Source organism: Thiocystis violacea (genome assembly GCF_016583565.1).
Lineage (GTDB): Bacteria > Pseudomonadota > Gammaproteobacteria > Chromatiales > Chromatiaceae > Thiorhodococcus > Thiorhodococcus violaceus_A.
Genome location: NZ_NRRF01000022.1, coordinates 33256 through 55828, shown reverse-complemented (window position 1 = coordinate 55828; position 22573 = coordinate 33256). Strand labels below are relative to the sequence as shown.

At 65.1% G+C, this 22573-nt stretch carries 18 protein-coding genes; 12 read left to right on the top strand and 6 right to left on the bottom strand.

The features are described 5' to 3' along the window. The first annotated feature begins 11 nt into the window (after window positions 1-11). Both CKO23_RS11055 and CKO23_RS11050 read left to right on the top strand, forming a co-directional pair. On the top strand, window positions 12-1505 hold the full coding sequence (locus CKO23_RS11055) for an HDOD domain-containing protein (protein ID WP_346014597.1): 1494 nt from the start codon (window positions 12-14) through the stop codon (window positions 1503-1505). A 2-nt stretch (window positions 1506-1507) separates the two neighbouring features. Then, window positions 1508-2059: an N-acetylmuramoyl-L-alanine amidase gene (locus tag CKO23_RS11050; RefSeq protein ID WP_242482360.1), complete on the top strand. Its 552-nt coding sequence runs from the start codon at window positions 1508-1510 to the stop codon at window positions 2057-2059. A gap of 63 nt (window positions 2060-2122) precedes the next feature. Here the strand turns inward: CKO23_RS11050 and topA are convergent, their stop codons facing one another. The 4 genes from topA to CKO23_RS11030 all read right to left on the bottom strand — a co-directional run bounded on the left by topA (window position 2123) and on the right by CKO23_RS11030 (window position 7546). Further along, window positions 2123-4426 (bottom strand): type I DNA topoisomerase, encoded by a 2304-nt coding sequence (gene topA / locus CKO23_RS11045; protein ID WP_200330983.1) that lies wholly within the window; start codon window positions 4424-4426, stop codon window positions 2123-2125. Between the two features lie 216 nt (window positions 4427-4642). Then, window positions 4643-5119 (bottom strand): DUF494 family protein, encoded by a 477-nt coding sequence (locus CKO23_RS11040; RefSeq protein WP_200331027.1) that lies wholly within the window; start codon window positions 5117-5119, stop codon window positions 4643-4645. A gap of 74 nt (window positions 5120-5193) precedes the next feature. Continuing rightward, window positions 5194-6357 carry a DNA-processing protein DprA gene (gene dprA, locus CKO23_RS11035; RefSeq protein WP_440870567.1) on the bottom strand — a complete coding sequence of 388 codons (1164 nt, stop codon included), beginning with the start codon at window positions 6355-6357 and terminating at the stop codon, window positions 5194-5196. Then, a complete protein-coding gene (locus tag CKO23_RS11030) occupies window positions 6338-7546 on the bottom strand; it encodes a LysM peptidoglycan-binding domain-containing protein (protein WP_200330979.1) in 1209 nt (402 codons plus the stop codon). The genes dprA and CKO23_RS11030 overlap by 20 nt, the downstream gene beginning before the upstream one ends. Before the next feature lie 145 nt (window positions 7547-7691). Here CKO23_RS11030 and def point away from each other — a divergent pair, with 145 nt between their 5' ends. The 8 genes from def to CKO23_RS10990 all read left to right on the top strand — a co-directional run bounded on the left by def (window position 7692) and on the right by CKO23_RS10990 (window position 17628). Further along, window positions 7692-8237, top strand: a complete 546-nt coding sequence (def, locus tag CKO23_RS11025; RefSeq protein ID WP_200330977.1) for a peptide deformylase — start codon at window positions 7692-7694, stop codon at window positions 8235-8237. A gap of 94 nt (window positions 8238-8331) precedes the next feature. Next, complete coding sequence (gene fmt / locus CKO23_RS11020; RefSeq protein ID WP_200330975.1) at window positions 8332-9273, top strand: methionyl-tRNA formyltransferase; 942 nt, start codon at window positions 8332-8334, stop codon at window positions 9271-9273. Then, complete coding sequence (gene rsmB / locus CKO23_RS11015) at window positions 9239-10615, top strand: 16S rRNA (cytosine(967)-C(5))-methyltransferase RsmB (protein ID WP_200330974.1); 1377 nt, start codon at window positions 9239-9241, stop codon at window positions 10613-10615. Before fmt ends, rsmB begins: the two co-directional genes overlap by 35 nt. Continuing rightward, window positions 10612-11184: a DUF4390 domain-containing protein gene (locus CKO23_RS11010; RefSeq protein WP_200330972.1), complete on the top strand. Its 573-nt coding sequence runs from the start codon at window positions 10612-10614 to the stop codon at window positions 11182-11184. Before rsmB ends, CKO23_RS11010 begins: the two co-directional genes overlap by 4 nt. Further along, window positions 11166-13367, top strand: coding sequence for an ATP-binding protein (locus CKO23_RS11005; protein WP_200330970.1), 2202 nt, complete (start codon window positions 11166-11168; stop codon window positions 13365-13367). The genes CKO23_RS11010 and CKO23_RS11005 overlap by 19 nt, the downstream gene beginning before the upstream one ends. Then, a complete protein-coding gene (locus tag CKO23_RS11000; RefSeq protein ID WP_200330968.1) occupies window positions 13364-14731 on the top strand; it encodes a sigma-54-dependent transcriptional regulator in 1368 nt (455 codons plus the stop codon). Before CKO23_RS11005 ends, CKO23_RS11000 begins: the two co-directional genes overlap by 4 nt. Before the next feature lie 40 nt (window positions 14732-14771). Continuing rightward, window positions 14772-16145: a Trk system potassium transporter TrkA gene (gene trkA / locus CKO23_RS10995; protein ID WP_200330966.1), complete on the top strand. Its 1374-nt coding sequence runs from the start codon at window positions 14772-14774 to the stop codon at window positions 16143-16145. A 31-nt stretch (window positions 16146-16176) separates the two neighbouring features. Continuing rightward, window positions 16177-17628, top strand: coding sequence for a TrkH family potassium uptake protein (locus CKO23_RS10990; RefSeq protein ID WP_200330964.1), 1452 nt, complete (start codon window positions 16177-16179; stop codon window positions 17626-17628). A 66-nt stretch (window positions 17629-17694) separates the two neighbouring features. Here the strand turns inward: CKO23_RS10990 and mobB are convergent, their stop codons facing one another. Beyond that, on the bottom strand, window positions 17695-18222 hold the full coding sequence (gene mobB / locus CKO23_RS10985; protein ID WP_200330962.1) for a molybdopterin-guanine dinucleotide biosynthesis protein B: 528 nt from the start codon (window positions 18220-18222) through the stop codon (window positions 17695-17697). Window positions 18223-18256: 34 nt separating this feature from the next. Then, complete coding sequence (locus CKO23_RS10980) at window positions 18257-19489, bottom strand: HDOD domain-containing protein (RefSeq protein ID WP_200330961.1); 1233 nt, start codon at window positions 19487-19489, stop codon at window positions 18257-18259. 347 nt (window positions 19490-19836) lie between these two features. Here CKO23_RS10980 and ettA point away from each other — a divergent pair, with 347 nt between their 5' ends. Together ettA and CKO23_RS10970 are read left to right on the top strand one after the other, a co-directional pair. After that, a complete protein-coding gene (gene ettA, locus CKO23_RS10975; RefSeq protein ID WP_200330960.1) occupies window positions 19837-21504 on the top strand; it encodes an energy-dependent translational throttle protein EttA in 1668 nt (555 codons plus the stop codon). A gap of 154 nt (window positions 21505-21658) precedes the next feature. Further along, window positions 21659-22567, top strand: a complete 909-nt coding sequence (locus CKO23_RS10970; RefSeq protein ID WP_200330959.1) for an ATP-binding protein — start codon at window positions 21659-21661, stop codon at window positions 22565-22567. Window positions 22568-22573 lie beyond the last annotated feature (6 nt).

The window sequence follows — 22573 nt, the reverse complement described above, 5'->3', positions numbered from 1 at the left end:
GTTTCGACCGTGTGAGCACCCATACCAACACCATGACCAGTCTGGACGAATGGCTTGAGCTGGTCCGCAGCCAGAATATGCCGATCTTCGACCATACGGTGCAACGGGTCATTGCCGTGGCTGGGAACGATCTGGCCCCAATGTCTGAGCTCGCGGGCGTCATCCTGCAGGACGCCTCCATGACCGCGCGCGTGCTCAAGCTCGCCAACTCGATCCTCTACAACCCGAGCGTCACGGGCATCAGTACGGTGACGCGCGCCGTGATCGTGCTCGGCCTCAACGCCGTGCGCAATATCTGCCTGACGCTGACACTGATCGACACACTCGTCAAAGGGGACGCCAGGGATCGGCTCGGCCGTGAGCTCGGCAGGACCATGCACGCCGCGGTACAGGCGCGCGCGCTGGCCGCCGCACAGGGAGACAAGTCGCCGGAAGAGGTGTTCATCGCGACGCTGCTCTACCGCATCGGCGAACTCGCCTTCTGGTGCTTTGGCGGCGAGCAGGCGGACAAGGTCGAACAGCTCATGCGTCAGGGGGATCTGACTCCGGAGCAGGCGCAGGAGCGCGTGCTCGGTTTCCGGCTCAGTCAGCTCAGCAGGCAGCTGGTGCGCGAGTGGCATCTCACGGAGCTGCTGCACGAAGCCATCAATCACCCGGCACACAGGGACCAACGGATCGACAGCATCATGCTCGGCCAACAGATCGCAAGGTGCGCCGAACAGCACGGCTGGCACTCTGGAGAAATGGACCAAGTGGTGAAGAAGGTCGCGGTCCTGTCGGCACTCCCAGAGGACCAAGCGAGGGCCTTGCTGTTGCAGAAGGCGCGGGCCGCCGCCAGTGTCGTGACGGACTACGGGGCCTCCTTTGCGGCGCCGTACATCCCGCTCCCTGGTCGCGCGCATGACGACAGCGTCGAGCCCGCGGCCAACGACACCCCCGCCCCCTCGACGGCTTGCGCCGCGCAGGAGCAAAGGCCTCAACGCGATACCAAACTGCAGATCAAGATCCTGCGCGAGCTCACGTCCATGCTCGATGGCAGTGGATGCAACTTCAACGTGATCATGGAGCTCGTCCTGGAAGGGATCTTTCGCGGCGTCGGGGTGGACCGCGTGGTCTTCGCGCTGACGACACCGGACAAGGGCGCCCTCAAGGCCAAGTTCGCGCTCGGGGCCGATTGGGTCGGCTCGTCGGAGGGTTTCAACTTCACGCGGCCGCACAGGGGACAGGACATCCTCTTTCAGACGATGGACCACAAACGCCCCAGTCTGGTGGTGCCTGGCCTCAGAGAGGATGTGGATCGGCTCATCCCCGAGCAGCTGACCCAGCTCACCGGCCCAACCGCCTTCATGGTCGCGCCCATTATCATCGATAACCAGAGCATCGGCCTCTTCTACGCGGACAGGGGGCCAAGCCACCGCCCATTGGATGCGGATAGCTTCGACGACTTCAAGCATTTCGTCCACCAGGCGAGCATGGGGCTGACCATGGCCTCCGCACGGAGATGATGATGAATCCCGCCCGCGCCGGTCTGCTCATCGGATTGCTCACGGTTGCCTGCTGGTCGCCCACGCAGGCGAGGGAGATCGATCTCATCGTGATCCACGCGACCGGCGGTCCGGGCTGCAAGCAGGGTCAACTCTGGCATGCGCCAGGCGGAAACCTGGAATCCATCCGGCGCTATTTCCAGGACCATCCGGGGATCAGCTACCACTACCTGATCGGACGCGATGGGACCACCCTGAGCGGCGTCCCGGAAGCGGAGGTGGCGCATCACGCGCGCGGCCACAATGCGCGCTCGATCGGCATCGAGCTCGTCAATGACGGCAACGGCAAGGACAGCTTCCCCGACATGCAGATCGATGCCCTCATCACCCTCCTCCAACGTCTTGTCCGCATCCACGGCCTCACGCCGGAGCAGATCAAGAGTCACAGCGCCGTCGACGATCGCAGCTTCCTCTGCGGTGGTCGACGCTACAAGCAGAAGGTCGATCCCGGTGGCGAATACCCGGGCTCCAAGGGAAACTTTCCCTGGCAGCGGATTCGAGACGCCTTGAAATGACAGCCTGACGCCCGCCTGCAGGGTATCCAGCGGGATGAAAGCAATCCCGCCGCGCGCCTCCGGTCAGGATTCCGCGGTCTCTGGCTGAGACTCGTCCACTGACTCCCGATAGCTGCACTCCTTCTGCGGACACACCTTGGCCGTGCCCTTGGTCTTGGTGACCTTGAGCGTGAGCACCGGCCAACCGCATCTCGGGCAAGGGCCGGCGATGGGCTCGTCCCAAACGGCATAGTCGCACTTGGGATAGGTGGAACAGGAATAGAAGATCTTGCCGCGCCGCGACTTCTTCTTCTGCAGCGTGCCCTTCTGGCACTTGGGGCAGGTCACGCCCGTATCCTCGGGCTTTTCGAGCGGCTCGATGTGCTTGCACTTCGGGTAGGCGCTGCAGCCGATGAACTTGCCGTAGCGCCCGCGCTTGATCTCCAGCGCGGAGCCACACTCGGGACAGGAGCGACCTTCGACGACCTCCGGGGCCTCCTGCTCCGCCTTATCGGCGTTGAGGTCGCGTGTGTAGTCGCACTCCGGGTAGTTGGTGCAGCCGATGAAGCGGCCGTTGCGACCCAATCGGATGGACAGCTGACCACCACACTTGGGGCAGACCTCGTCGATCTTCTCCTGGGTCACATCGCTGCGCTTGACGTGCTCCTGTGTGTGATCCACTAGCTGCTTGAAGGGTCTCCAGAACTGCTCCAGCAGCGGGATCCACTCCTCCTCGCCGCGCGACACGGCATCCAGCTCGTCCTCGAGCCGGGCGGTGAAGTCATAGTCGACGTAAGAGGTGAAATACTCGGTCAGAAACTTGTTCACCACCCGCCCGACGTCGGTCGGGAGGAAGCGCTTCTTGTCGAGGACCACGTACTCGCGATCCTGCAGGGTCGAGATGATGGAGGCATAGGTCGAGGGTCGACCGATGCCGTACTCCTCCAGCGCCTTGACCAAGGATGCCTCGCTGTAGCGCGGCGGCGGCTCGGTGAAGTGCTGCTCGGAGCGGATCTCCCTCAGATTGACCAGCTCGCCGACCTTCATCTCGGGCAGCATCCGCTCCTCGTCGTCGTCGGCGACCTTGGCGTCGTCGCGGCCTTCGAGATAGACCCGCATGAAGCCGGGGTCGGCCACTACGGAGCCGGTCGCGCGGAAGAGGTTCCCCTCCCCCGCGCTCAGGTCGATGGCGACCTGATTGATGAGGGCATGGGCCATTTGGCAGGCGAGCGTGCGCTTCCAGATCAGCTCGTAGAGCCGGAACTGCTCGGGCGAGAGATGCACCTTGATGGCCGCGGGCTCGCGCAGGATCGACGTCGGGCGGATGGCCTCATGCGCCTCCTGAGCGTTCTTCGCCTTGGTCTTGAAGAGCCGGGGCTGATCCGGCAGATCAGACGTCCCGTAGCGCTGCGCCACATAGTCGCGAATCTCCGCGATGGCCTCCTGCGCCAGGTTGACCGAGTCCGTTCGCATATAACTGATGAGACCCACGGCGCCACTGCCGACATCCACACCCTCGTAGAGCTGCTGTGCCACACGCATGGTGCGCTGCGCCGTGAAGCCGAGCTTACGGGCCGCCTCCTGCTGCAGGGTCGAGGTGATGAAGGGGGGCGCGGGATGGCGCTTGCGTTGCTTGCGCTCGACCTGCTCCACCTTGAGCGTGCCGCCAGCCGCCTGTTCGAGCGTCTCCCTGACCTGGGTCGCCCGCGTCTCGTCGGTGATGCTGAACTGCTCGATCTTCTCCCCGCCGAATGTCGTCAGCTTGGCGCTGAAGGACTTGGCGTCCTTCTCGGCATCCGCCTCGATGGTCCAGTATTCCTGACGGACGAAGGCCTCGATCTCGGTCTCGCGCTCGCAGATGAGCCGCAGCGCCGGACTCTGTACGCGCCCCGCCGAGAGGCCGCGGCGGATCTTCTTCCACAGCAAGGGGGAGAGGTTGAAGCCGACCAGGTAGTCGAGTGCGCGCCGGGCCTGCTGCGCATTCACCAAGTCGTAGGAGAGCTCTCTGGGATTGGCGACGGCATCCTGTACCGCACGTTTGGTGATCTCGTTGAAGACCACGCGGTGCACGGGTTTCTTACCCAGCTGCCGGCGGCTCTTGAGAAGCTCATAGAGATGCCAGGAGATCGCCTCGCCTTCGCGGTCCGGGTCAGTGGCCAGGTAGAGTGCGTCGGCCCCCTTGAGCAGCTTGGCGATGGTCTGAACGTGTTTCTCGTTGCGATCGATGATCTGGTACTTCATCGCGAAATCGTTGTCCGTATCGACGGCCCCCTCCTTGGGGATCAGATCGCGCACATGTCCATAGGAGGCGACCACCTCGAAGTCGGGTCCGAGGTACTTCTTGATGGTCTTGGCCTTTGCGGGTGATTCGACGATGACGAGATTCATGCGGGGCTCGGGTCGGGCAGGTCGAGGGTGAATGGCGCACAGGTTAAACCCATGACGAATGCCGACGTCAAGGGTTCAATCGGAGGAAGCGGACGTTCGATGAGGAGAAGTTGCGGCGATCGGTGGACGCCAAGCCCGACGAAGAGGCGCGGCACAGCCGGTTTCCGGCGGTGCGTCGGGACCAATGCCGTCCCGTCGCCGCATACCGGTAACAGGTCAGTGCAGATAGCTGGGCGCTTCGCTGTAGACCATCTCTTCCAGCTGGGTGAAGGCGTCTTCCCGGCCCGGGCGGTTCATGAGGACCAGGAGCGCGACCCACTTGACCTCGTCCTCGACCACTTGAGGATGATCGATGGCCAAGAGCCGATCGATGACCAACTCGCGGCTGACCGGATCCAGGATGCCATTCTGCTCCAGCGAGAACAGCAAACCCCGTACTTCCACATCCAGCTTCTGGCACTCCTGCTCGGAATAGACGCGCACGGAGCCCAGGGTGTGGTCGTGATACTGCGGCGCCTCGACGCCGGCGGCGAGCTCATCGAGCCAACGCAGGGCCTTGTCGATCTCCCCTTGCGTGAAGCCAGCCTGGGAGAGCTCGTCCTCGAGATCGCTCTGCTCTACAGGGGGCTGGCTGTCGCCATCCATGTAGTTCTCGTACAGATAGATCAAGACATCGACCATGTTCTCGTTCATCAGCCAACCTCGGTACATGACGCCAACCCGGATGAGTTGACGGCGATCGACGCCGATGAGCCCCCAGGCGAGCCTCACCGCGGATCTCGGCAGCGGCAGTAACGCCCCCCTGGCACGGATGATACATGACCATCCAACTCCATGAGCAACAACATCGACGAAATCCGCTCGGCCGGCAGGCCCGTGCGCGCGATCAGCTCGTCCGCGGCGACGGGGTCGAATCCCATGGCGTCGAGCAGCTGGCATTGCTCGGGGTCCAGCTGACCCGCGGCAGCGGGCTCCGACCCGGACTCGGCGGGCGTCTCCGCCGCAAGCAGGGCACGCAGCTGCGGTGCGAGCTCGGCAAGGATCTCGTCCGCCGTCTCGACGAGCCTGGCGCCCTCGCGGATCAGGGCGTGACAGCCTCGGGCCATGGGGTTGCGGATCGACCCAGGGACGGCGAACACCTCGCGCCCTTGCTCCAGTGCGGCGCGCGCCGTGATCAGCGAGCCGCTCTTGAGTGCCGCCTCGGTCACCAGGACACCCAGACTCAGACCGCTGATGATGCGATTGCGCCGCGGGAAGTTCTGCGGCAACGGACCCTGCCCGGGCGGAAGCTCGCTGACCATGACGCCCGATGCAACGATGCGCTTGGCCAGATCGCGATGCGCCGCCGGATAGACCAGGTCCGGCCCGGTGCCCAGGACCGCCACCGTTCTGCCCGACTCCAGTGCCGCCGCGTGCGCGATGCCATCGATCCCGATGGCCAGCCCGCTGGTGATGACAAGACCGCAGTGCGTGAGCTGGCGCGTCAGCTCCTCGGTGAGCTCCCGCCCGCCAGGTGTCGGATTTCGGCTCCCGACGACGGCGATCTGTGGTTCGTTGAGTGCAGAGGGATCACCCTTGGCGAAGAGCAAGGGCGGCGGGTCGGGGATCTCGCGCAGCGCGAGCGGGTAGCGCGGATCGGCCAGTGTCAGGATATGCGCGTCCGGCTGCTCGGCCCAACCGAGGGCGAGATCGAGCTTCCGCGCATCGGGCTGCTGGATGGCGGCAATGGCCGCCTCGCGCAGCCCCGCCCGCGCGAGGCGGTCTGGGGATGCACGCATAACCGCAGAGAGGCTGCCGAAGTGCTCCAGCAGTCGCGCGAAGGTTCTCGGACCAACGCCCGACGCCGCGGCAATGACGAGCCAGTCACGCAGGTCTCCCGTGACGAGACCCTCGCGCCGACTCGAATCGGGTTCAGGAGGGCGGTGGGGCAAGCCAATCGCCCACGTGGAGGGCTCGATTCGCATGCAGGACGATACCGAAACTCACCCGATCGAAGGTTCGGAACACCATGACGATGCCGGATCGCTCGAAGGGCTTCACGTACTCGCCCTGGTTGCGGCGCCAGTCGGCGTGGATCGGGAAGGAGGAATCCGGATCGGGCTCGTCGCGACGCCAGCCCTTGCGCTCGTAATCACGCCCCAGCCAGAACTCGCTGCTGAAGGGGCTTTCCATGAGCCAGTCGGCACTGGCGATACCCCGCTTGACGTCGTCCGGCACCCGCTCTCCGCCGATGTAGACCTCGAAGACATCACCCACGCCGAGACGATCGCGGCTGCCGTGGTTGATGACGACCACATCGTAGCGGCCGATCTGCGAGACGCCATTGAGCACCGAGATGATGCGTGCGCGGGTTCCGCTCGGCGCGGGCTTGGGGAAGAAATTGGCCAGCGGCCGATCCTCCTCGGACGGGATCACGCGGTCGCCGATCGAGACCGCGCGCTCCATGCGCACGATCTTGAGCTTCGCCGGATCGCCAACCCGCTCCAGCGCCGCATCGGCAACGAAGACGGCCTCGTAGCCAAGAAGCTCGTTGGAGTCGGGATCACGCAGCTCGTCTCCCGGGCGGAGGACGTAGAAATTCGTCTGTGCCGCCGAGCGGATCTTGCGCACGTAGATGGAGTCATTGACGCCCGCGACGAGATGCTCATCGGGGAAGCCAACGACATAGTCAGCCCGTTTGATGTCATCCGCGTCGGCCACGTAGGGCCGGGTCAGGAAGGGGCCGATGGCGGAGATCGAGATGGTCGGCACCGCCTGCGTCAAGGGGGATGAGCGGACCTGAGGGCTGAGCTTCACCACCCGTGGGCCGCCCTGCGCGGCCCCTCCCCCTCCAGAGCGACGGATGCGCGGCTGGCCGTCGACCATGGTCAGCTCCAGCACGTCGCCGGGGTAGATGAGGTTCGGATCACCGAGTCCCGGATTGGCGTCATAGACCTCCGACCAGGCCCAGGGGTCACGCAGGAAGCGCCCGGCGATCGACCAGAGAGTGTCACCCGAGCGAACCACGTAGGTCTGCGGAGCGTCCGCCGCAAGCTGCGCGGAGAACGCGGAAGGGATCCCCAACATTAGGGAGCAGATGAGAATCGAAGTGACGGCAAGACCGCGTTTCATGGTGCGCATGGACCCTCCGGGATGGTCAATCGGGATTCACCCGCCCCCACTGTGGGGTGTAGTATCTGGCGGATAGTAGCGCACCCGTCTTCCTTTCTTCTACCCACTTGGCGACCAACGTAGCCTCATCGATAGATCACAGCCTCACAAGAACATGCCCAAGCTCGACATACTCACCTTCCCCGATCCCAGGCTTCGCAAGAAAGCCTTACCCGTGGACCACGTCGACGATGCCATAGGTCGACTCGTGGGCGATATGCTGGAGACCATGTACGCCGCTCCCGGCATCGGTCTCGCGGCCAATCAGGTCGACGTCCAGCGCCGGGTGGTGGTGATGGACCTCTCCGAAGGGCATGACTCGCCCATGGTCTTCATCAATCCAAAGATCCTCTGGAAGGAAGGCACGGAACAGATGGACGAAGGTTGTTTGTCCGTGCCTGGCTTCTTCGAGACCGTCACGCGTGCCGAGCGGGTGCGCGTGCAAGCGCTCGACCGCGATGGCAAGCCCTTCACGCTGGAAGCCGATGGTCTGCTCGCCGTCTGCATTCAACACGAGATCGATCACCTCGACGGCAAGCTCTTCGTCGATCACATCTCCATGCTCAAGCGCCAACGGATCAGACGCAAGCTGGAGAAGCTGGAGAAGGAGCGCCATGCCGCTCCAAGCGATGCCGCCGCAGCGGGACGGAAGGTCGTTTGATGCCCATCGACCGCACCTGTCCGCGGACCGCTCGCGGGCGGCGTGGACCTCGCAACCGCACGCAAGCCGCCTGCTCGCAGGCTGAGTTGGGCACATGAAGGGCCTTAGAGTCATCTTTGCGGGGACGCCCGAGTTCTCCGTGCCGAGTCTGGCCGCCCTCATCGCGGGCGGGGCGGACGTCGTTGCCGTCTATACGCAGCCCGATCGGCCTGCTGGCCGTGGCCGCAAGCTGCAGATGAGCCCGGTCAAACAGTTCGCGCTGGAGAACGACGTCACCGTCCATCAGCCGCAGAGCCTCAAACGCGATCCCCTGGCGGCGCAGGCCCTGCAGGCCCTCGAAGCCGACCTCATGATCGTCATCGCCTACGGACTCATTCTGCCGCTCGCCGTGCTCGAGGCCCCGCGTCTCGGCTGCGTCAACGTGCATGCGTCCCTGCTCCCGCGCTGGCGCGGCGCGGCCCCCCTCCAGCGCGCCGTGCTCGCCGGAGACGATGAGACCGGGGTCTGCATCATGCGCATGGAAGAGGGACTGGACACTGGCCCCGTCTATCATCGCATCGCCACGCCAATCGCCGCCCGCGAGACCGGCGGCAGCCTGCACGACCGGCTCGCCGATCTGGGTGCCGCAGCGCTCATGGAGGCGCTGCCGGGCATCGTCGACGGCTCCAGCGTCCCGGAGCCACAAGACGACAGTCGAGCCACCTATGCACACAAGCTCACAAAGGAGGAAGCCGTGATCGACTGGAACGGCTCCGCGCAGACGATCGAGCGACAGGTGCGTGCCTTCGACCCCTGGCCGGTCGCGCAGACCGAGATCGACGGGGCCAGCCTACGGATCTGGGACGCCGAGTCCGACCCGCGGGCCGAGACGCCCGCGCCACCGGGAAGCGTCATCCGAGCCGACAAAGGCGGGATCCAGGTCGCCACCGGCCAGGGCGTCCTGCGCATCACCCGTCTGCAACCCGCCGGAAAGAAGCCCATGAGCGCCAGCGACTACCTGAATGCACGCCACCTGGACGGCGTACGACTTGGTTGAGTTCAAGGATGGTAAGGGCACTGAACGCAGCGCTGTCGGCGCGGGCTCGCGCGCGGCGGCAGCGCGCGTCGTGCACAGGGTTCGCGACCGTGGACAATCCCTGACACGCGTCCTGCAAGAGCGCCGCGACGCGCAGTCTCCCGCCGATCTGGCACTCACTCAGGAGATGAGCTACGGCGTCCTGCGCATGCTGCCGCGGCTCGAAGCACTGGCGGGCCGTCTGCTCAAGCACCCGCTCAAGGCGCCCGACCGGGATCTGGAGTGTCTCATCCTGGTCGGACTCTACCAGCTCGACGCCATGGCCACCCCCGCCCACGCGGCCGTCTCATCCACCGTCGCAGCCGCCCGTCTCATGGGCAAGCCAGGCAAGGCCGCTCTGGTCAACGCCCTGCTCAGACGCTTCCAACGGGAGCGTGAGGCCTTGCTGGAAGCGGTGATGCAAGGGCCAGAGGCCCACTGGCTCTTCCCCGCCTGGCTGATCGAGCAACTCAAAGATGCCTGGCCCGAGGACTGGCAAGACATCCTCACCGCCAGCAACGACCGCCCGCCAATGGCGCTGCGGGTCAATCGGACGCGCACGGATGCCGCGAGCTACCTGCGCCAGCTCGCAGAGGCAGGCATCAAGGCAGACCCCATCCCCGGCTTGGAGGCCGGCCTTGTGCTGGACGTGCCACGACCGACGCGCGAGCTGCCCGGCTTCGACGCCGGACTGGTCTCGGTCCAGGACAGTGGCGCCCAGCTCGCCGCCGAGCTGCTCGACGCCCAGCCGGGCCAGCGTGTCCTGGACGCTTGCGCCGCCCCTGGCGGCAAGAGCGCCGCCATCCTGGAGCGCGCCGGTGGCGCGCTGGATCTGGTCGCGATCGACAGCGACGCGGCCCGACTGGAGAGCGTGCGAAGCACGCTGCGGCGGCTTGGGCTAGCGGCCAAGGTCGCGCAGGGCGACGCGGCGGATCCACGTGGAGACTGGGCGGAAACGCGCTACGAGCGCATCCTGCTGGATGTCCCCTGCTCCGCCACGGGCGTCATTCGCCGCCATCCAGACATCAAGTGGTTACGACGTCCGACGGACATTGCAACGCTCGGCGCGGTCCAGGCCAGGATGCTGGACGCCGTTTGGCCCTTGCTCGCGGACGGGGGGCGTCTGCTCTACGCCACCTGCTCGCTGCTGGTCGAGGAGAACCATCTGCAGATCGACGCCTTCCTGGCGCGCCAACCCGACGCCCGCGAGCGAGCCATTGCGCACGCCTGGGGCCGCGCGGCGCCACGGGGCCGCCAGCTGCTTCCGACCTCTGGCGGGCACGACGGCTTTTTCTATGCCCTGCTCGAGAAGAGGTCCTCATGACCCCATCGAAAGGCGGCGGTCTCAATCTCGCACTGATCCTGAGTCTGCTCCTCACGGTCTCGACCTCGGCGCTGGCACGCGACGATTTCGAGGTCCGACAGGCCCAGACCCGACTCGAAGACGCCAACTTCTATCTCAGCACCAGCGTCGCCTTCAATCCGAGCGAAACGGCGCTCGAGGCATTGGATAACGGCGTGCCACTCACGGTCGTGTATCACATCCAAATACGGCGCACCAAGGCCTGGCTGTGGGAGGACAGTCTCCTGGACCTGCAGCTGCGCTACGCGGTGCGTTACAAGCCGCTCTCCGAGCGCTACGAGGTCTATCGGCTGCCCGGAACGACTGGCAGGGACTTCGTGACGCGCGACGCAGCCATCCGCGCACTGGGCGACATTGGCGAGATCCAGCTCGTCTCCCAGGATGCGCTGGAGCCGGACGAAGACTATGAAGTCCAGATTAAGGTCTTCCTGGACATCGAGGAGCTGCCGCTGCCGCTCAGACCCATGGCCTATCTGAAACCGTCCTGGAAACTCGCCAGCGGGTGGAGCAAGTGGCCCTTAACCCCCTGAGCTGGCGCCGTGGACTGGGAACCGTCCCGGTCGCCATCCTCATCATCGGACTCTTCGTCGTCCTCGTGCTCATGCGCGACGCGGTGCAGAACTCGGAGGAGCTGAGCCGCGCCTTCGTGCCCCTGCTCGCGTTGGTGCTGACCGGCCTCTTCGTCCTGGCGGTGCTGGTGGCGGTCAATGTCGTCAAACTGGTGCGCCGCTACCGCCGCCAAGCGGCGGGCTCGCGCCTGACGGCACGCATCGTGGTCCTCTTCGCCCTCATCTCCCTGCTCCCGGTCGGCGTGGTCTACTACTTCTCGCTCGGGTTCCTCCTGCGCGGGATCGACAGCTGGTTCGACGTCAAGATCGGGCGCGCAATGCAGGATGCCCTGGTCCTCAACCAGGCCTCGCTGGACCTCAACCAACGCCTGCTCGGTAAGATCACCGAGCAGCTGCTCGCCGGGATCGAGGACCGCTCCACCACCGCCATCGCGCTCAGCCTGAACAACCTGCGCCGCCAGGCCGGCGCCATCGAGCTGACGGTCTACAGCGGCAACGGCCAGGTGTTGGGCACGGCCAACGAGGATCCGACCCAGCTGGTCCCCAACCATGCCGAGCGCGAGATCCAGCAGAGCGTGCGCGCCGGCACCAACTATGTCGGCCTGGAGAACGGTCCGGGTGAAGAGCTGGTCGTGCGCACCCTGGTTCAGGATCCGCGCGGCCGGTCCATGCTGATGCAGGCCATCTTTCCGACCTCGGCGCGCATCAGCGAGCTGTCCGCGCGCCTGGAAGAGGCTTACAACCGCTACACGGAGCTGGCCTATCTGCGCAAGTCGCTCAAGCTCAGCTTCTCGCTCACGCTCTCGCTGGTGCTCCTGTTCGGGCTCATGGCGGCGCTGATCGCGGCCTTCCACACCGCGCGCCGGCTGGTCGCCCCGATCGCGGACATCGCGCGCGCGACCCGCTCCATCGCCGAGGGCGACTATGAGCAACAGATCTCCTTGCCCAGATACGACGACGAGCTGACCTTCCTGGTGGCCTCCTTCAATGCCATGTCGCGCCGCATCGCCACGGCGCGCGACACCGCGGCGCGCAGCAAACAGGCCGTTGAGACGCAGCGCAACTACCTCGAAACCATCCTGGGCCGTCTCTCCTCGGGCGTCCTGGTGCTCGACGAATCGCTGCGGCTGCGCACCGCGAACCCGGCTGCGCGCAGCATCCTGTCGCTGCAATTCGCCGAAGACGCCGGGCCATCGCTGGAGCAGATCGAGCGCGACCAGCCCTGGCTCACGCCCTGGAGCGAGACGATTCGCCGCCATGTCGCGGCCGGCCAGGCCTGGCGTGCGGAGGTCCTGCTGCAGCGCGGCGAGGCCAGCCAGACCCTGATGTGTCGGGGTAGCCCCCTGACACTGCCCGACGCCAGCCAGCGCGAGCACGTCGTGGTCTTCGACGACGTCACCTCGCTGATCACGGCTCAGCGCAATGCCGCCTGGGCCGAGGTGGCCCGCCGCCTGGCCCACGAGATCAAGAACCCCTTGACGCCCATTCAGCTCTCCGCCGAGCGGCTGCGCCACAAGCTGCTGACCAAGGCCGGGGAAGCCGACGCGCGCGTGATCGACCGCTCGACCAGTACCATCATCCAGCAGGTCGAGGCCATGAAGGCCATGGTCAACGACTTCTCCGACTACGCGCGCGCGCCCAAGATTCAGGCCGCGCCACTCGTCTTCGACAGCTTGGCCCAGCAGGTGCTCGACCTCTACCGCAGCGCCGGGACTCCAGCCCTGAAGATCGATCTCAAGGCCCCGACACTCCAGGTTCGCGGCGACCCGTTGCGGTTGCGGCAGGTCATCCACAACCTCATCAAGAATGCTCAGGAAGCGCTCGACGGCCAGTCATCCGCCAGGATCCGCGTCTCGACCCAGCTGCGCATGGAAGAGGAGACCCGCTGGCTCGAGCTCATCGTCGCTGACAACGGCCCGGGATTCGAGGCACACTTGCTGGACCGCCTGTTCGAGCCCTATGTCACCACCAAGGCTAAGGGCACGGGGCTCGGTCTGGCCATCGTACAGAAGATAATCGAGGAGCACGGCGGTATGATCCAAGCTGAAAACACTGGTGAAGGCGCCCTGATCAGGGTCCGAATACCAGTCTGGCAAGCCGCCGACCCGGCGGTCCAAGGTCGGGAGCAACACGGAGACTCATGAGCGCAACGCATATTCTGGTGGTCGACGATGAGCCCGATATCCGAGGCTTGGTCAAGGAGATCCTGGAGGATGAGGGCTACAACGTCGCCATCGCCGAGAACGGCGAGGCGGCGCGCCACGCCCTGCGGGATCGCCGCCCCGACCTCATCCTGCTGGACATCTGGATGCCGGATATCGACGGCATCTCGCTGCTGAAGGAATGGGCGGAGGACGACGACCTTCCCTGCCCCGTCATCATGATGTCCGGCCACGGCACCGTGGAGACGGCGGTCGAGGCCACCCGGCTCGGCGCCTACGACTTCCTCGAAAAGCCGCTCTCCATGGCCAAGCTGCTGCTCACGGTCGAGCGCGCCCTGGAGGCCGACAAGCTCCAGCAGGAGAACATCGGCCTCAAGCGCCGCGCCCCCCAGGTCCATGAGCCGGTCGGACGCAGCGCGGTCATGCAGCGCCTTCGCGAGCAGGTCAAGCGCATCGCCCAGCACGACACCTGGGTCCTCATCACCGGCGAGGCCGGCAGCGGGCGCGAAACCTTCGCCCGCTACCTGCACTCCCAGAGCGCGCGCAAGGAGCGTCCCTTCGTCGATCTGAGCGTCTCATCGCTGGCTGGCGACAACGCCTCGCGCGAGCTGTTCGGCACCGAGGAAGGCGAGCACACCCATTACGGCAGCCTGGAGAAGGCGGCCGGCGGCACCCTGCTGCTGGACGAAGTTGCCGACATGGAGTGGGACGCCCAATCGAAGCTGCTCGGCGCACTCGACAGCGGCTCTTTCCTGCGCGTCGGGGGCAGCGAGCCGGTGCGGATCGATGTACGCATCGTCGCCATCACCCAGCGCAATCTGGAAGACGAGGTCCGCGCCGGACGCTTCCGCGAAGACCTCTTCTACCACCTCAATGTGGTCCCATTGAACATCCCCTCACTGCAGGAGCACTCCGAGGATGTCCCCGACCTGCTGAACTTCTACCTCGACTTCTTCGCCACGCACGAGAAGCTGCCGTATCGCCGCTTCAGCGTGGGCGCCCAGAACTTCCTGCGCAACTACGCCTGGCCGGGCAATGTGCGCGAGCTGAAGAACCTGGTGCAGCGCGTGCTCATCCTCGGCGCCGGGGACGAGATCGGCCAGAAAGAGGTCGAGAGCGCCCTGGGCGCGCCGCCGCCGGTCCAGGTCCAGGCGCTTGAGGGACTGGTCTCCTTCGATCAGCCGCTGCGCCAGGCGCGCGAGCAGTTCGAGAAGGCCTATCTGGACTACCAGCTCGAAAAACATGCCGGGAACGTCAGCAAGATGGCGAAGGAGGCCGGCATGGAACGCACCCACCTCTACCGCAAGCTACGCTCGCTCGGGATCGAGATCAAAGAGCGCCGATGAGGGTTCAGTTGAACGCGGCGAGCGGCCGGCCGGAGGCTGAATGAAGATCATCATTCTCGGCGCCGGCCAGGTCGGCACCTCCGTCGCCGCCAATCTGGTCAGCGAAGCCAACGACATCACGGTCGTCGACCAGGATCCCGATCTGCTGCGCGAGCTGCAGGATCGCTTCGACCTGCGCACCGTGATGGGCCATGGCGCCCACCCGGACGTCCTACTGCGCGCCGGCGCGGAGGACGCCGACATGATCATCGCGGTCACCAACAGTGACGAGACCAACATGGTCGCCTGCCAGGTGGCCTATACCCTCTTCCACACCCCCACCAAGATCGCGCGCGTGCGCGCCCAGAGCTTCCTCGACCAGCCCAAGCTCTTCGGCACCGATGCCCTCCCCATCGACGTCGCCATCAGCCCGGAGGCGCTGGTCACCGACTACATCATCCGATTGATCGAGAACCCCGGGACCCTGCAGGTCCTGGACTTCGCCGGCGGGCGCATCCGCCTGGTCGCCGTGCGCGCCTTCCATGGCGGCCCCTTGGTCGGCCAGGAGCTGCGCACCCTGCACGATCACATGCCGAAGGTCGCCGCGCGGGTCGCCGCCATCTACCGCCAGGACCGCGCCATCCAGCCGGAAGGGAACACGATCATTCAGGCCGATGACGAGGTCTTCTTCGTGGCGGCGCCGGAGCACATCCGCTCGGTAATGGGCGAGCTGCGGCGGTTGGACAAGTCCTACAAGCGCATTCTGATCGCAGGCGGCGGCAACATCGGCACCCGACTCGCCAAGACGCTGGAGCGCAACTTCCGCGTCAAGATCATCGAGCGCAACCTCAACCGCTGCAAACGCGTCGCCGAAGACCTGGAGAAGACCATCGTCCTGCATGGCGACGCCGCCGATCAGGATCTGCTCCTGGAAGAGAACATCGAGAACACGGACGTCTTCTGCGCCGTCACCAATGACGACGAGGCCAACATCATCTCCGCCATGCTGGCCAAACGCCTCGGCGCACGCAAGGTCATGGCGCTGATCAACCGGCCATCCTATGTGGACCTGGTCCAGTCCGGCAGCATCGATATCGCCATCTCGCCGCAACAGGCCACCATCGGCAGCCTGCTCAAGCATGTGCGCCGCGGCGACGTGGTCATGGTGCACTCCCTCAGACGCGGCGCCGCCGAGGCCATCGAGGCCATCGCCCACGGCGACACCATGTCCAGCAAGGTGGTCGGACGCAGTATCGGCGAGCTGAAGCTACCCAAGGGCGCCAGCATCGGCGCCCTGGTGCGCGGCAACCAGGTCCTGATCGCCCACACGGAGACCGTGATCGAGGCCGAGGATCACGTCATCCTCTTCCTGCAGGACAAGCTCCGGATCCAAGAGGTCGAGCGGCTGTTCCAGGTCGGCGTGACCTTCCTCTAGCGGGGCGCTCAGCGGGAATGGCCCCAGACCCATGAAATTCGCCGCCGTGCAGAAGGTCCTGGGCCTGCTGCTCACCCTCTTCAGCTTGACCATGCTGCCGCCGGCCGTGGTCGCGCTCATCTATCAGGACGGCGCCCTCTGGCCCTTCCTGTTCTCCCTCGGCATCATTCTGAGCACGGGGCTCCTCATCTTCCTCCCGGTCATCGGCTCGCAGCATGTGCTGCGGCTGCGCGACGGCTTCCTGGTGGTGGTGCTCTTCTGGACGACCCTGGGACTGGCTGGGGCATTGCCCTTCATGCTGTCGCCCAGCCCCGACGTCTCACTCACGGATGCCGTCTTCGAGTCGCTCTCGGGCCTGACGACCACGGGCGCCACGGTCATCATCGGCCTCGACGACCTGCCGAAATCCATCCTCTTCTACCGCCAGCAGCTCCAGTGGCTCGGCGGCATGGGGATCATCGTCCTGGCGGTCGCCGTGCTGCCGATGCTCGGCATCGGCGGCATGCAGCTCTATCGCGCCGAGATGCCTGGCCCCATGAAGGACTCCAAGCTGACACCGCGCATCACGGAGACCGCGAAAGCCCTCTGGTACATCTATCTGTGGATGACGATCGCCTGCACCCTCGCCTACTGGGGCGCCGGCATGAGCCTCTTCGACGCCATCGGCCACGCCTTCTCGACCGTCGCCATCGGCGGCTTTTCGACCCATGACCTCAGCATGGGCTATTTCAACAGCACCCTGATCGAGATGATCGCCGTCGTCTTCATGCTCATGGCGGGCATGAACTTCACCCTGCACTTCGTTGCCGTGCACCGACAGGACCCCAGGGTCTACTTCCACGACAGCGAATTCCGCTTCTACATGCTGATCGTGGTCACGGTCACCACCATCGTGACCATCACGCTCTATTCCAGCCAGACCTACCTGACGTGGGAAGAGTCCCTGACCAAGGGTCTCTTCCAGGCGGTCTCCATCGGCACCACCACCGGATTCACCACGGCGGAGTTCTACTTCTGGCCGCCCTTCCTGGAGATTCTGCTGCTCTTCGCCAGCTTCGTCGGCGGTTGCGCGGGCTCGACGGGCGGCGGCATCAAGGTCATCCGCGTCCTACTCTTGATCAAGCAAGGGGGGCGTGAGATCGGTCGATTGGTGCATCCCAACGCGCAGCTGCCGGTGCGCATCGGCGGCAAGACGGTGAATCACCGCGTGGTGGACGCGGTCTGGGGCTTCTTCTCGCTCTATGTCGCGAGCTTCGTGCTCATGTACCTCATGCTGACGGCGACCGGCCTGGACCTGGTCACCTCCTTCTCGGCCGTCGCCGCCTGCATCAACAACCTGGGGCCCGGACTCTCCCAGGTCGGCGCGCACTATGCCGACCTGCAGGATCCGGCAAAGTGGATCCTCTGTTTCGCCATGCTGCTCGGTCGGCTGGAGATCTTCACCCTGCTGGTGCTCCTGACACCGACCTTCTGGCAGCGCTGAGACCTTGACACCGGGCCGGGAGAACGCCCCCTTTCGCCAAAGCGACCGGGCAGGCTCGATTCGGCCTCAGCCCATCAGCCCGCAGTGCCGCAAGACGAAATCGACGACGGCGGCTGGATCGCGCAGTGGAAGCAGCGGCGGATGGGGCTGTTGCGGCGGGCTGTCGTCCGTCGCGAGCGCGATGATATCGGGATCCGCAGGATAGAGCGGCGCCTTGCCAGAGGCCAGGCGGTAGACCTCGATCTTGTCGTAGCGGGCGTGCTTGAAGCCTTCCACCAGGATGAGGTCGAGCCGATCAGGCTCGAACCGGCCGATCATCTGAGCGAGGTCCGGGTCCACCCCCTTATCCGCGTTCTCGACCTGCAAGGCCCAGCGCTCGCGGGACGCCAGCAGGGTCTGTGCGGCGCCCGCCGCGCGAATCTCGAAGCTGTCCTTGCCCGGCACGTCCAGGTCGAAGCTGTGGTGCGCGTGCTTGAGATAGCCGACCCGAACGCCGCGCACGGCGAGCAGATGAATCACGGCACGCAGCAAGGTGGTCTTGCCGCTGCCGCTCGGTGCCACGAATCCCATGAGCGGGAGGGCGTCAGACGCCATGGACAGCGTCCGCGTGATGCAGCGTCATCGGCGACTACTCCCGCTCGCCCTTGAGCATCGCCATCACGGCCGAGAGTTCCTCTCCCGCCTCGGCGATGACATCGACCGACTCGCCGGCATCCTGATGGCCGAGACCGAGCTTGGAGAAGGCCGGCACCTCGTCGTAACGCGGCAAGGGTCCGCGCGACTCGTTCTGGTTCAGTCGATAGAGTCGGGCAAGGAGCACGATGTCGGCGTAATCCGGCTCATCCTCGCCGTCCCGATGCCAGTTGCCGGACTCCCGCACGACCCGGACGATCTCTGGCCCGAGCCCCCAATAGTCCACGACCAGCTCGCCGACCATGATGTGCAGCTTGATGATGGCCGCCTCCAGCTCGTCTTCCTCGACCTCGATCTGCGCGCGGCTGACATAGTCGAGGATGGGGATCACGCCGACGTCATGTACCAGCCCGGCGAGCATCGCCTGCTCCGGATTGAATCCCTTGCAATGGCGTGCCAGCACATAGCTGAGGGCGGAAACGTGGACGCTGCGATTCCAGGCGGCCTTCATCCGGTGCTTCATGAGCGGGTTCTTGGACCGGAACAACTGCTGCATCGCCATGCTGACCACGGCCGAGCGCGTGACCTCCATTCCGAGGCGGATGATGGCGTTGCGCACATCCGGGATGGGCTGAGCCGCGCGGTACATGACACTGTTCGCCAGTCGGATGAGACCACCCGTGACCGCCATGTCCATCTGGACGATACGCGCCAGCTTGGCCGAGGTGATGTCCGGATCCTTCATCGCGTCCTGGATCGCCTTGGCGACCTTAGGCAGGGTCGGCAGCGAGAGATTATCCTTCTTGCACGCCTGACAGAGCTTGCCAACCAAGACCCCTTCGGTCTCGCTGAGCTCGATCTCGCGGAGCGACGTCAGGGAAGGCGGCTGAATCCCGCGGATGCTCTCGTAGAGCTGCCGATCCAGGCGCAGCAGCTCGCCCTCGGCGACGAAGACGGCCTGCTCGCGCAGCCGGCTCGCGTTGAAGACGGGCTGACAGGCGCGCATCGTGCCGGCCTCGATCGTCTCTTTTTTGTCTCCATTGATGAGACAGAGTTGACCCGACAGCAGGTAGTCGATCCAGGGATACTCCTGAATGGCCGTCAACTTCTTGCCCGCCGCCAACTGCGTCACCTGGCCGCTCCGAGCAAGGCGAAGCCGCTCGTCCTTGCTCAGCTGATGCACAGGGACCAGGTCATCCAGGGTCGTCGCCGAGATTTGTTGTGTCATGCCGTGCGTACTCCGAGCGTGATTCAATGCGTGAGCGGACAGAAGCGGGCATAGTCTCCCGCCCCAATCCCGTGTATTGAAGCCGAGTCTGTCACAGAATCCGTATCCGGCCGGTGGCGCTTGGACATTTCATCGACGACAGCGCAAAATGCGCAGCCATGCGTGGGGCGCAACGCCCCCGATGCGACCGCGACCGCAAGCATCCGTCTCGCAACCCTCGCCACGATTCCGACGGCTGAACCCACGGCATCCAACCCCGCGCTGTCTCGAAGCATGCGCTGGCGTACATGATCGAATGACTGACAGTATCCAATTGGCTCACCCTCTCGAATGGCTCACATCATCTCATGGCTCAATATATCTACACGATGAACCGGGTTGGCAAGATCGTGCCACCCAAGCGCGTGATCCTGAGCGACATCTCGCTCTCCTTCTTCCCTGGCGCCAAGATCGGCGTGCTCGGTCTGAATGGCTCGGGCAAGTCCTCGCTGCTGCGAATCATGGCCGGTATCGATACCGAAATCGAGGGTGAGGCACGCCCGCAGCTTGGGATCCATGTCGGCTATCTGCCGCAGGAACCGCAGCTCGATCCACAGAAGGATGTGCGCGGCAACGTCGAGGAGGCCTTGGGCCATATCAAGGAGGCTCTGGAGCGCCTGGACGCCGTCTACGCCGCCTATGCCGAGCCGGATGCCGATTTCGACGCCCTGGCGAAAGAACAGGCCGATCTCGAGAACCTCATCGAGGCCACCGACGGGCACAACCTGGAGCGCACCCTGGAGGTCGCCGCCGACGCCCTGCGCCTGCCGCCCTGGGACTCCGACGTCACCAAGCTGTCCGGTGGCGAGCGCCGCCGTGTCGCGCTCTGTAAACTGCTGCTCTCCAAGCCGGACATGCTGCTGCTCGACGAGCCGACCAACCACCTGGACGCCGAGTCCGTCGCCTGGCTCGAGCGCTTTCTGCACGAGTATCCGGGCACCGTCGTCGCCGTCACCCATGATCGCTACTTCCTCGACAATGTCGCGGGTTGGATCCTGGAGCTGGACCGCGGCTACGGCATCCCCTGGGAGGGCAACTACTCCTCCTGGCTGGATCAGAAAGAACAGCGTCTGGAGCTGGAGCAAAAGCAGGAGCAGGCGCGTATCAAGGCCATGAAGCAGGAGCTGGAGTGGGTAAGGACCAACCCCAAGGGCCGCCACGCCAAGAGCAAGGCCCGTCTGGCGCGCTTCGACGAACTGCAGTCGCAGGACTTCCAATCCCGCAACGAGACCAACGAGATCTACATCCCGCCGGGCCCGCGTCTCGGCGACCTGGTCATCGAGGCCGAGGGGCTGAAGAAGGCCTACGGCGACAACCTGCTCTACGAGAACCTCTCCTTCAACCTCCCCGCGGGCGGCATCGTCGGCATCATTGGCCCCAATGGTGCGGGCAAGACCACCCTCTTCCGCATCATTACCGGCAAGGAGCAGCCGGATGCCGGCACGCTGCGGGTCGGCGAGACGGTCCAGGTCGCCTACGTCGATCAGAGCCGCGATTCGCTCGATGACAGCAAGACGATCTGGGAAGAGATCTCGGGCGGCGCCGACAACATCATCGTCGGCCGCTACGAGATGCCGTCACGCGCCTACTGCGGCCGCTTCAATTTCAAGGGGACGGACCAGCAGAAGCGCATCGGCGATCTCTCCGGCGGTGAGCGCAACCGCGTTCATCTCGCCAAGGTGCTGAAGAGCGGCGGGAATCTCCTGCTGCTCGACGAGCCGACCAACGATCTGGACGTCGAGACCCTGCGCGCGCTCGAAGAGGCGTTGCTGGTCTTCCCCGGCTGCGCGGTCGTCATCAGCCATGATCGCTGGTTCCTCGATCGTGTCGCGACCCACATCCTGGCGTTCGAGGGCGACTCCCAAGCCGTCTGGTTCGAGGGCAACTACGCCGACTACGAGGCCGATCGCCACCGCCGCCTCGGCAGCGACGCGGACCAGCCGCACCGGTTGAAGTACCGTCGACTCTCGGCCTGAGGCGCATCCCTGAAACGGCCATCCCTGAGACGATAGTCCACGGGATGGTCAACATCCGCGCCCCGCGACCTGTGCGTGACGGCGCCGACCTTCTGTCGCCCGGAAACCACCGCATCGCCAGCGGCTTCCCATCAGGCCAGCAAGACCAATCGCCATGTCCAAGACCACGCACCTCATCGCCAAGGTCGAGACGCTTCTCGACCGCTTCGAGCGCCTTCTACCCAATGTCGACAGCTCACCGGACTGGACTGCCCATGCCTTCCGCTGGCGCCGCGATAACAACCGGGGCTGGCTTCAGCCGATTCACGCACCACACAAACTCGCCCTTGACGACCTCCTCTGCCTCGACCGCCAGAAGGACGAGATCGCCCGCAATACCGCGCAATTCATGCGCGGCCGCACGGCGAACAACGTCCTCCTCTGGGGTTCACGCGGCACCGGCAAGTCATCGCTCGTCAAGGCCGTCTTCAACGCCCACCGGGAGGCTGGGCTGCGTCTGATCGAGGTCGACAAGGACGATCTCATCCAACTTCCGGACATCCTGGATCTCATCAGTCATCGAGAGGAGCGCTTCATCCTCTTCTGCGACGACCTCTCGTTCGAGGCCAGCGAGTCCGCCTACAAGGCGCTGAAGGCCGCACTGGACGGCTCCATCGCCGCAACACCCGAAAACGTCCTCATCTACGCGACCTCCAACCGCCGCCACCTGCTCCCGGAGTTTCACTCGGAGAACCGAGAAGCGCGCATCCTGGACGGCGAACTGCACCAGGGCGAATCGGTCGAGGAGAAGATCTCACTCTCGGACCGCTTCGGGCTCTGGATCTCCTTCCATCCCTTCAGCCAGACCCAGTACATGAACGTCGTTCAGCACTGGATCAAACGGCTGTCCGAGGGACAGATCGGGCAAATGGGCACGGCATGGGAGCCGATCGAGCGCGCCGCGCTCCAGTGGGCGCTGCGCCGAGGGTCGCGCAGCGGCCGCACCGCCTGGCAGTTCGCCCGCGACTGGGTTGGACGCGATCAGAGCGGATGCGCTCGGGCGGAACGCGAACAACCGGACTGAAACGGC

What these genes read in the sequence shown, in the direction of transcription:
- CKO23_RS11050 (WP_242482360.1), top strand. Translation starts at nt 1,508, where the DNA reads ATGAATCCCGCCCGCGCCGGTCTGCTCATCGGATTGCTCACGGTTGCC.
- CKO23_RS11010 (WP_200330972.1), top strand. Translation starts at nt 10,612, where the DNA reads ATGACCCCATCGAAAGGCGGCGGTCTCAATCTCGCACTGATCCTGAGT.
- trkA (WP_200330966.1), top strand. Translation starts at nt 14,772, where the DNA reads ATGAAGATCATCATTCTCGGCGCCGGCCAGGTCGGCACCTCCGTCGCC.
- rsmB (WP_200330974.1), top strand. Translation starts at nt 9,239, where the DNA reads ATGCACGCCACCTGGACGGCGTACGACTTGGTTGAGTTCAAGGATGGT.
- def (WP_200330977.1), top strand. Translation starts at nt 7,692, where the DNA reads ATGCCCAAGCTCGACATACTCACCTTCCCCGATCCCAGGCTTCGCAAG.
- CKO23_RS10970 (WP_200330959.1), top strand. Translation starts at nt 21,659, where the DNA reads ATGTCCAAGACCACGCACCTCATCGCCAAGGTCGAGACGCTTCTCGAC.
- CKO23_RS10980 (WP_200330961.1), bottom strand. Translation starts at nt 19,489, where the DNA reads ATGACACAACAAATCTCGGCGACGACCCTGGATGACCTGGTCCCTGTG.
- ettA (WP_200330960.1), top strand. Translation starts at nt 19,837, where the DNA reads ATGGCTCAATATATCTACACGATGAACCGGGTTGGCAAGATCGTGCCA.
- mobB (WP_200330962.1), bottom strand. Translation starts at nt 18,222, where the DNA reads ATGGCGTCTGACGCCCTCCCGCTCATGGGATTCGTGGCACCGAGCGGC.
- fmt (WP_200330975.1), top strand. Translation starts at nt 8,332, where the DNA reads ATGAAGGGCCTTAGAGTCATCTTTGCGGGGACGCCCGAGTTCTCCGTG.
- CKO23_RS10990 (WP_200330964.1), top strand. Translation starts at nt 16,177, where the DNA reads ATGAAATTCGCCGCCGTGCAGAAGGTCCTGGGCCTGCTGCTCACCCTC.
- topA (WP_200330983.1), bottom strand. Translation starts at nt 4,426, where the DNA reads ATGAATCTCGTCATCGTCGAATCACCCGCAAAGGCCAAGACCATCAAG.
- CKO23_RS11000 (WP_200330968.1), top strand. Translation starts at nt 13,364, where the DNA reads ATGAGCGCAACGCATATTCTGGTGGTCGACGATGAGCCCGATATCCGA.
- CKO23_RS11030 (WP_200330979.1), bottom strand. Translation starts at nt 7,546, where the DNA reads ATGCGCACCATGAAACGCGGTCTTGCCGTCACTTCGATTCTCATCTGC.
- CKO23_RS11040 (WP_200331027.1), bottom strand. Translation starts at nt 5,119, where the DNA reads ATGAACGAGAACATGGTCGATGTCTTGATCTATCTGTACGAGAACTAC.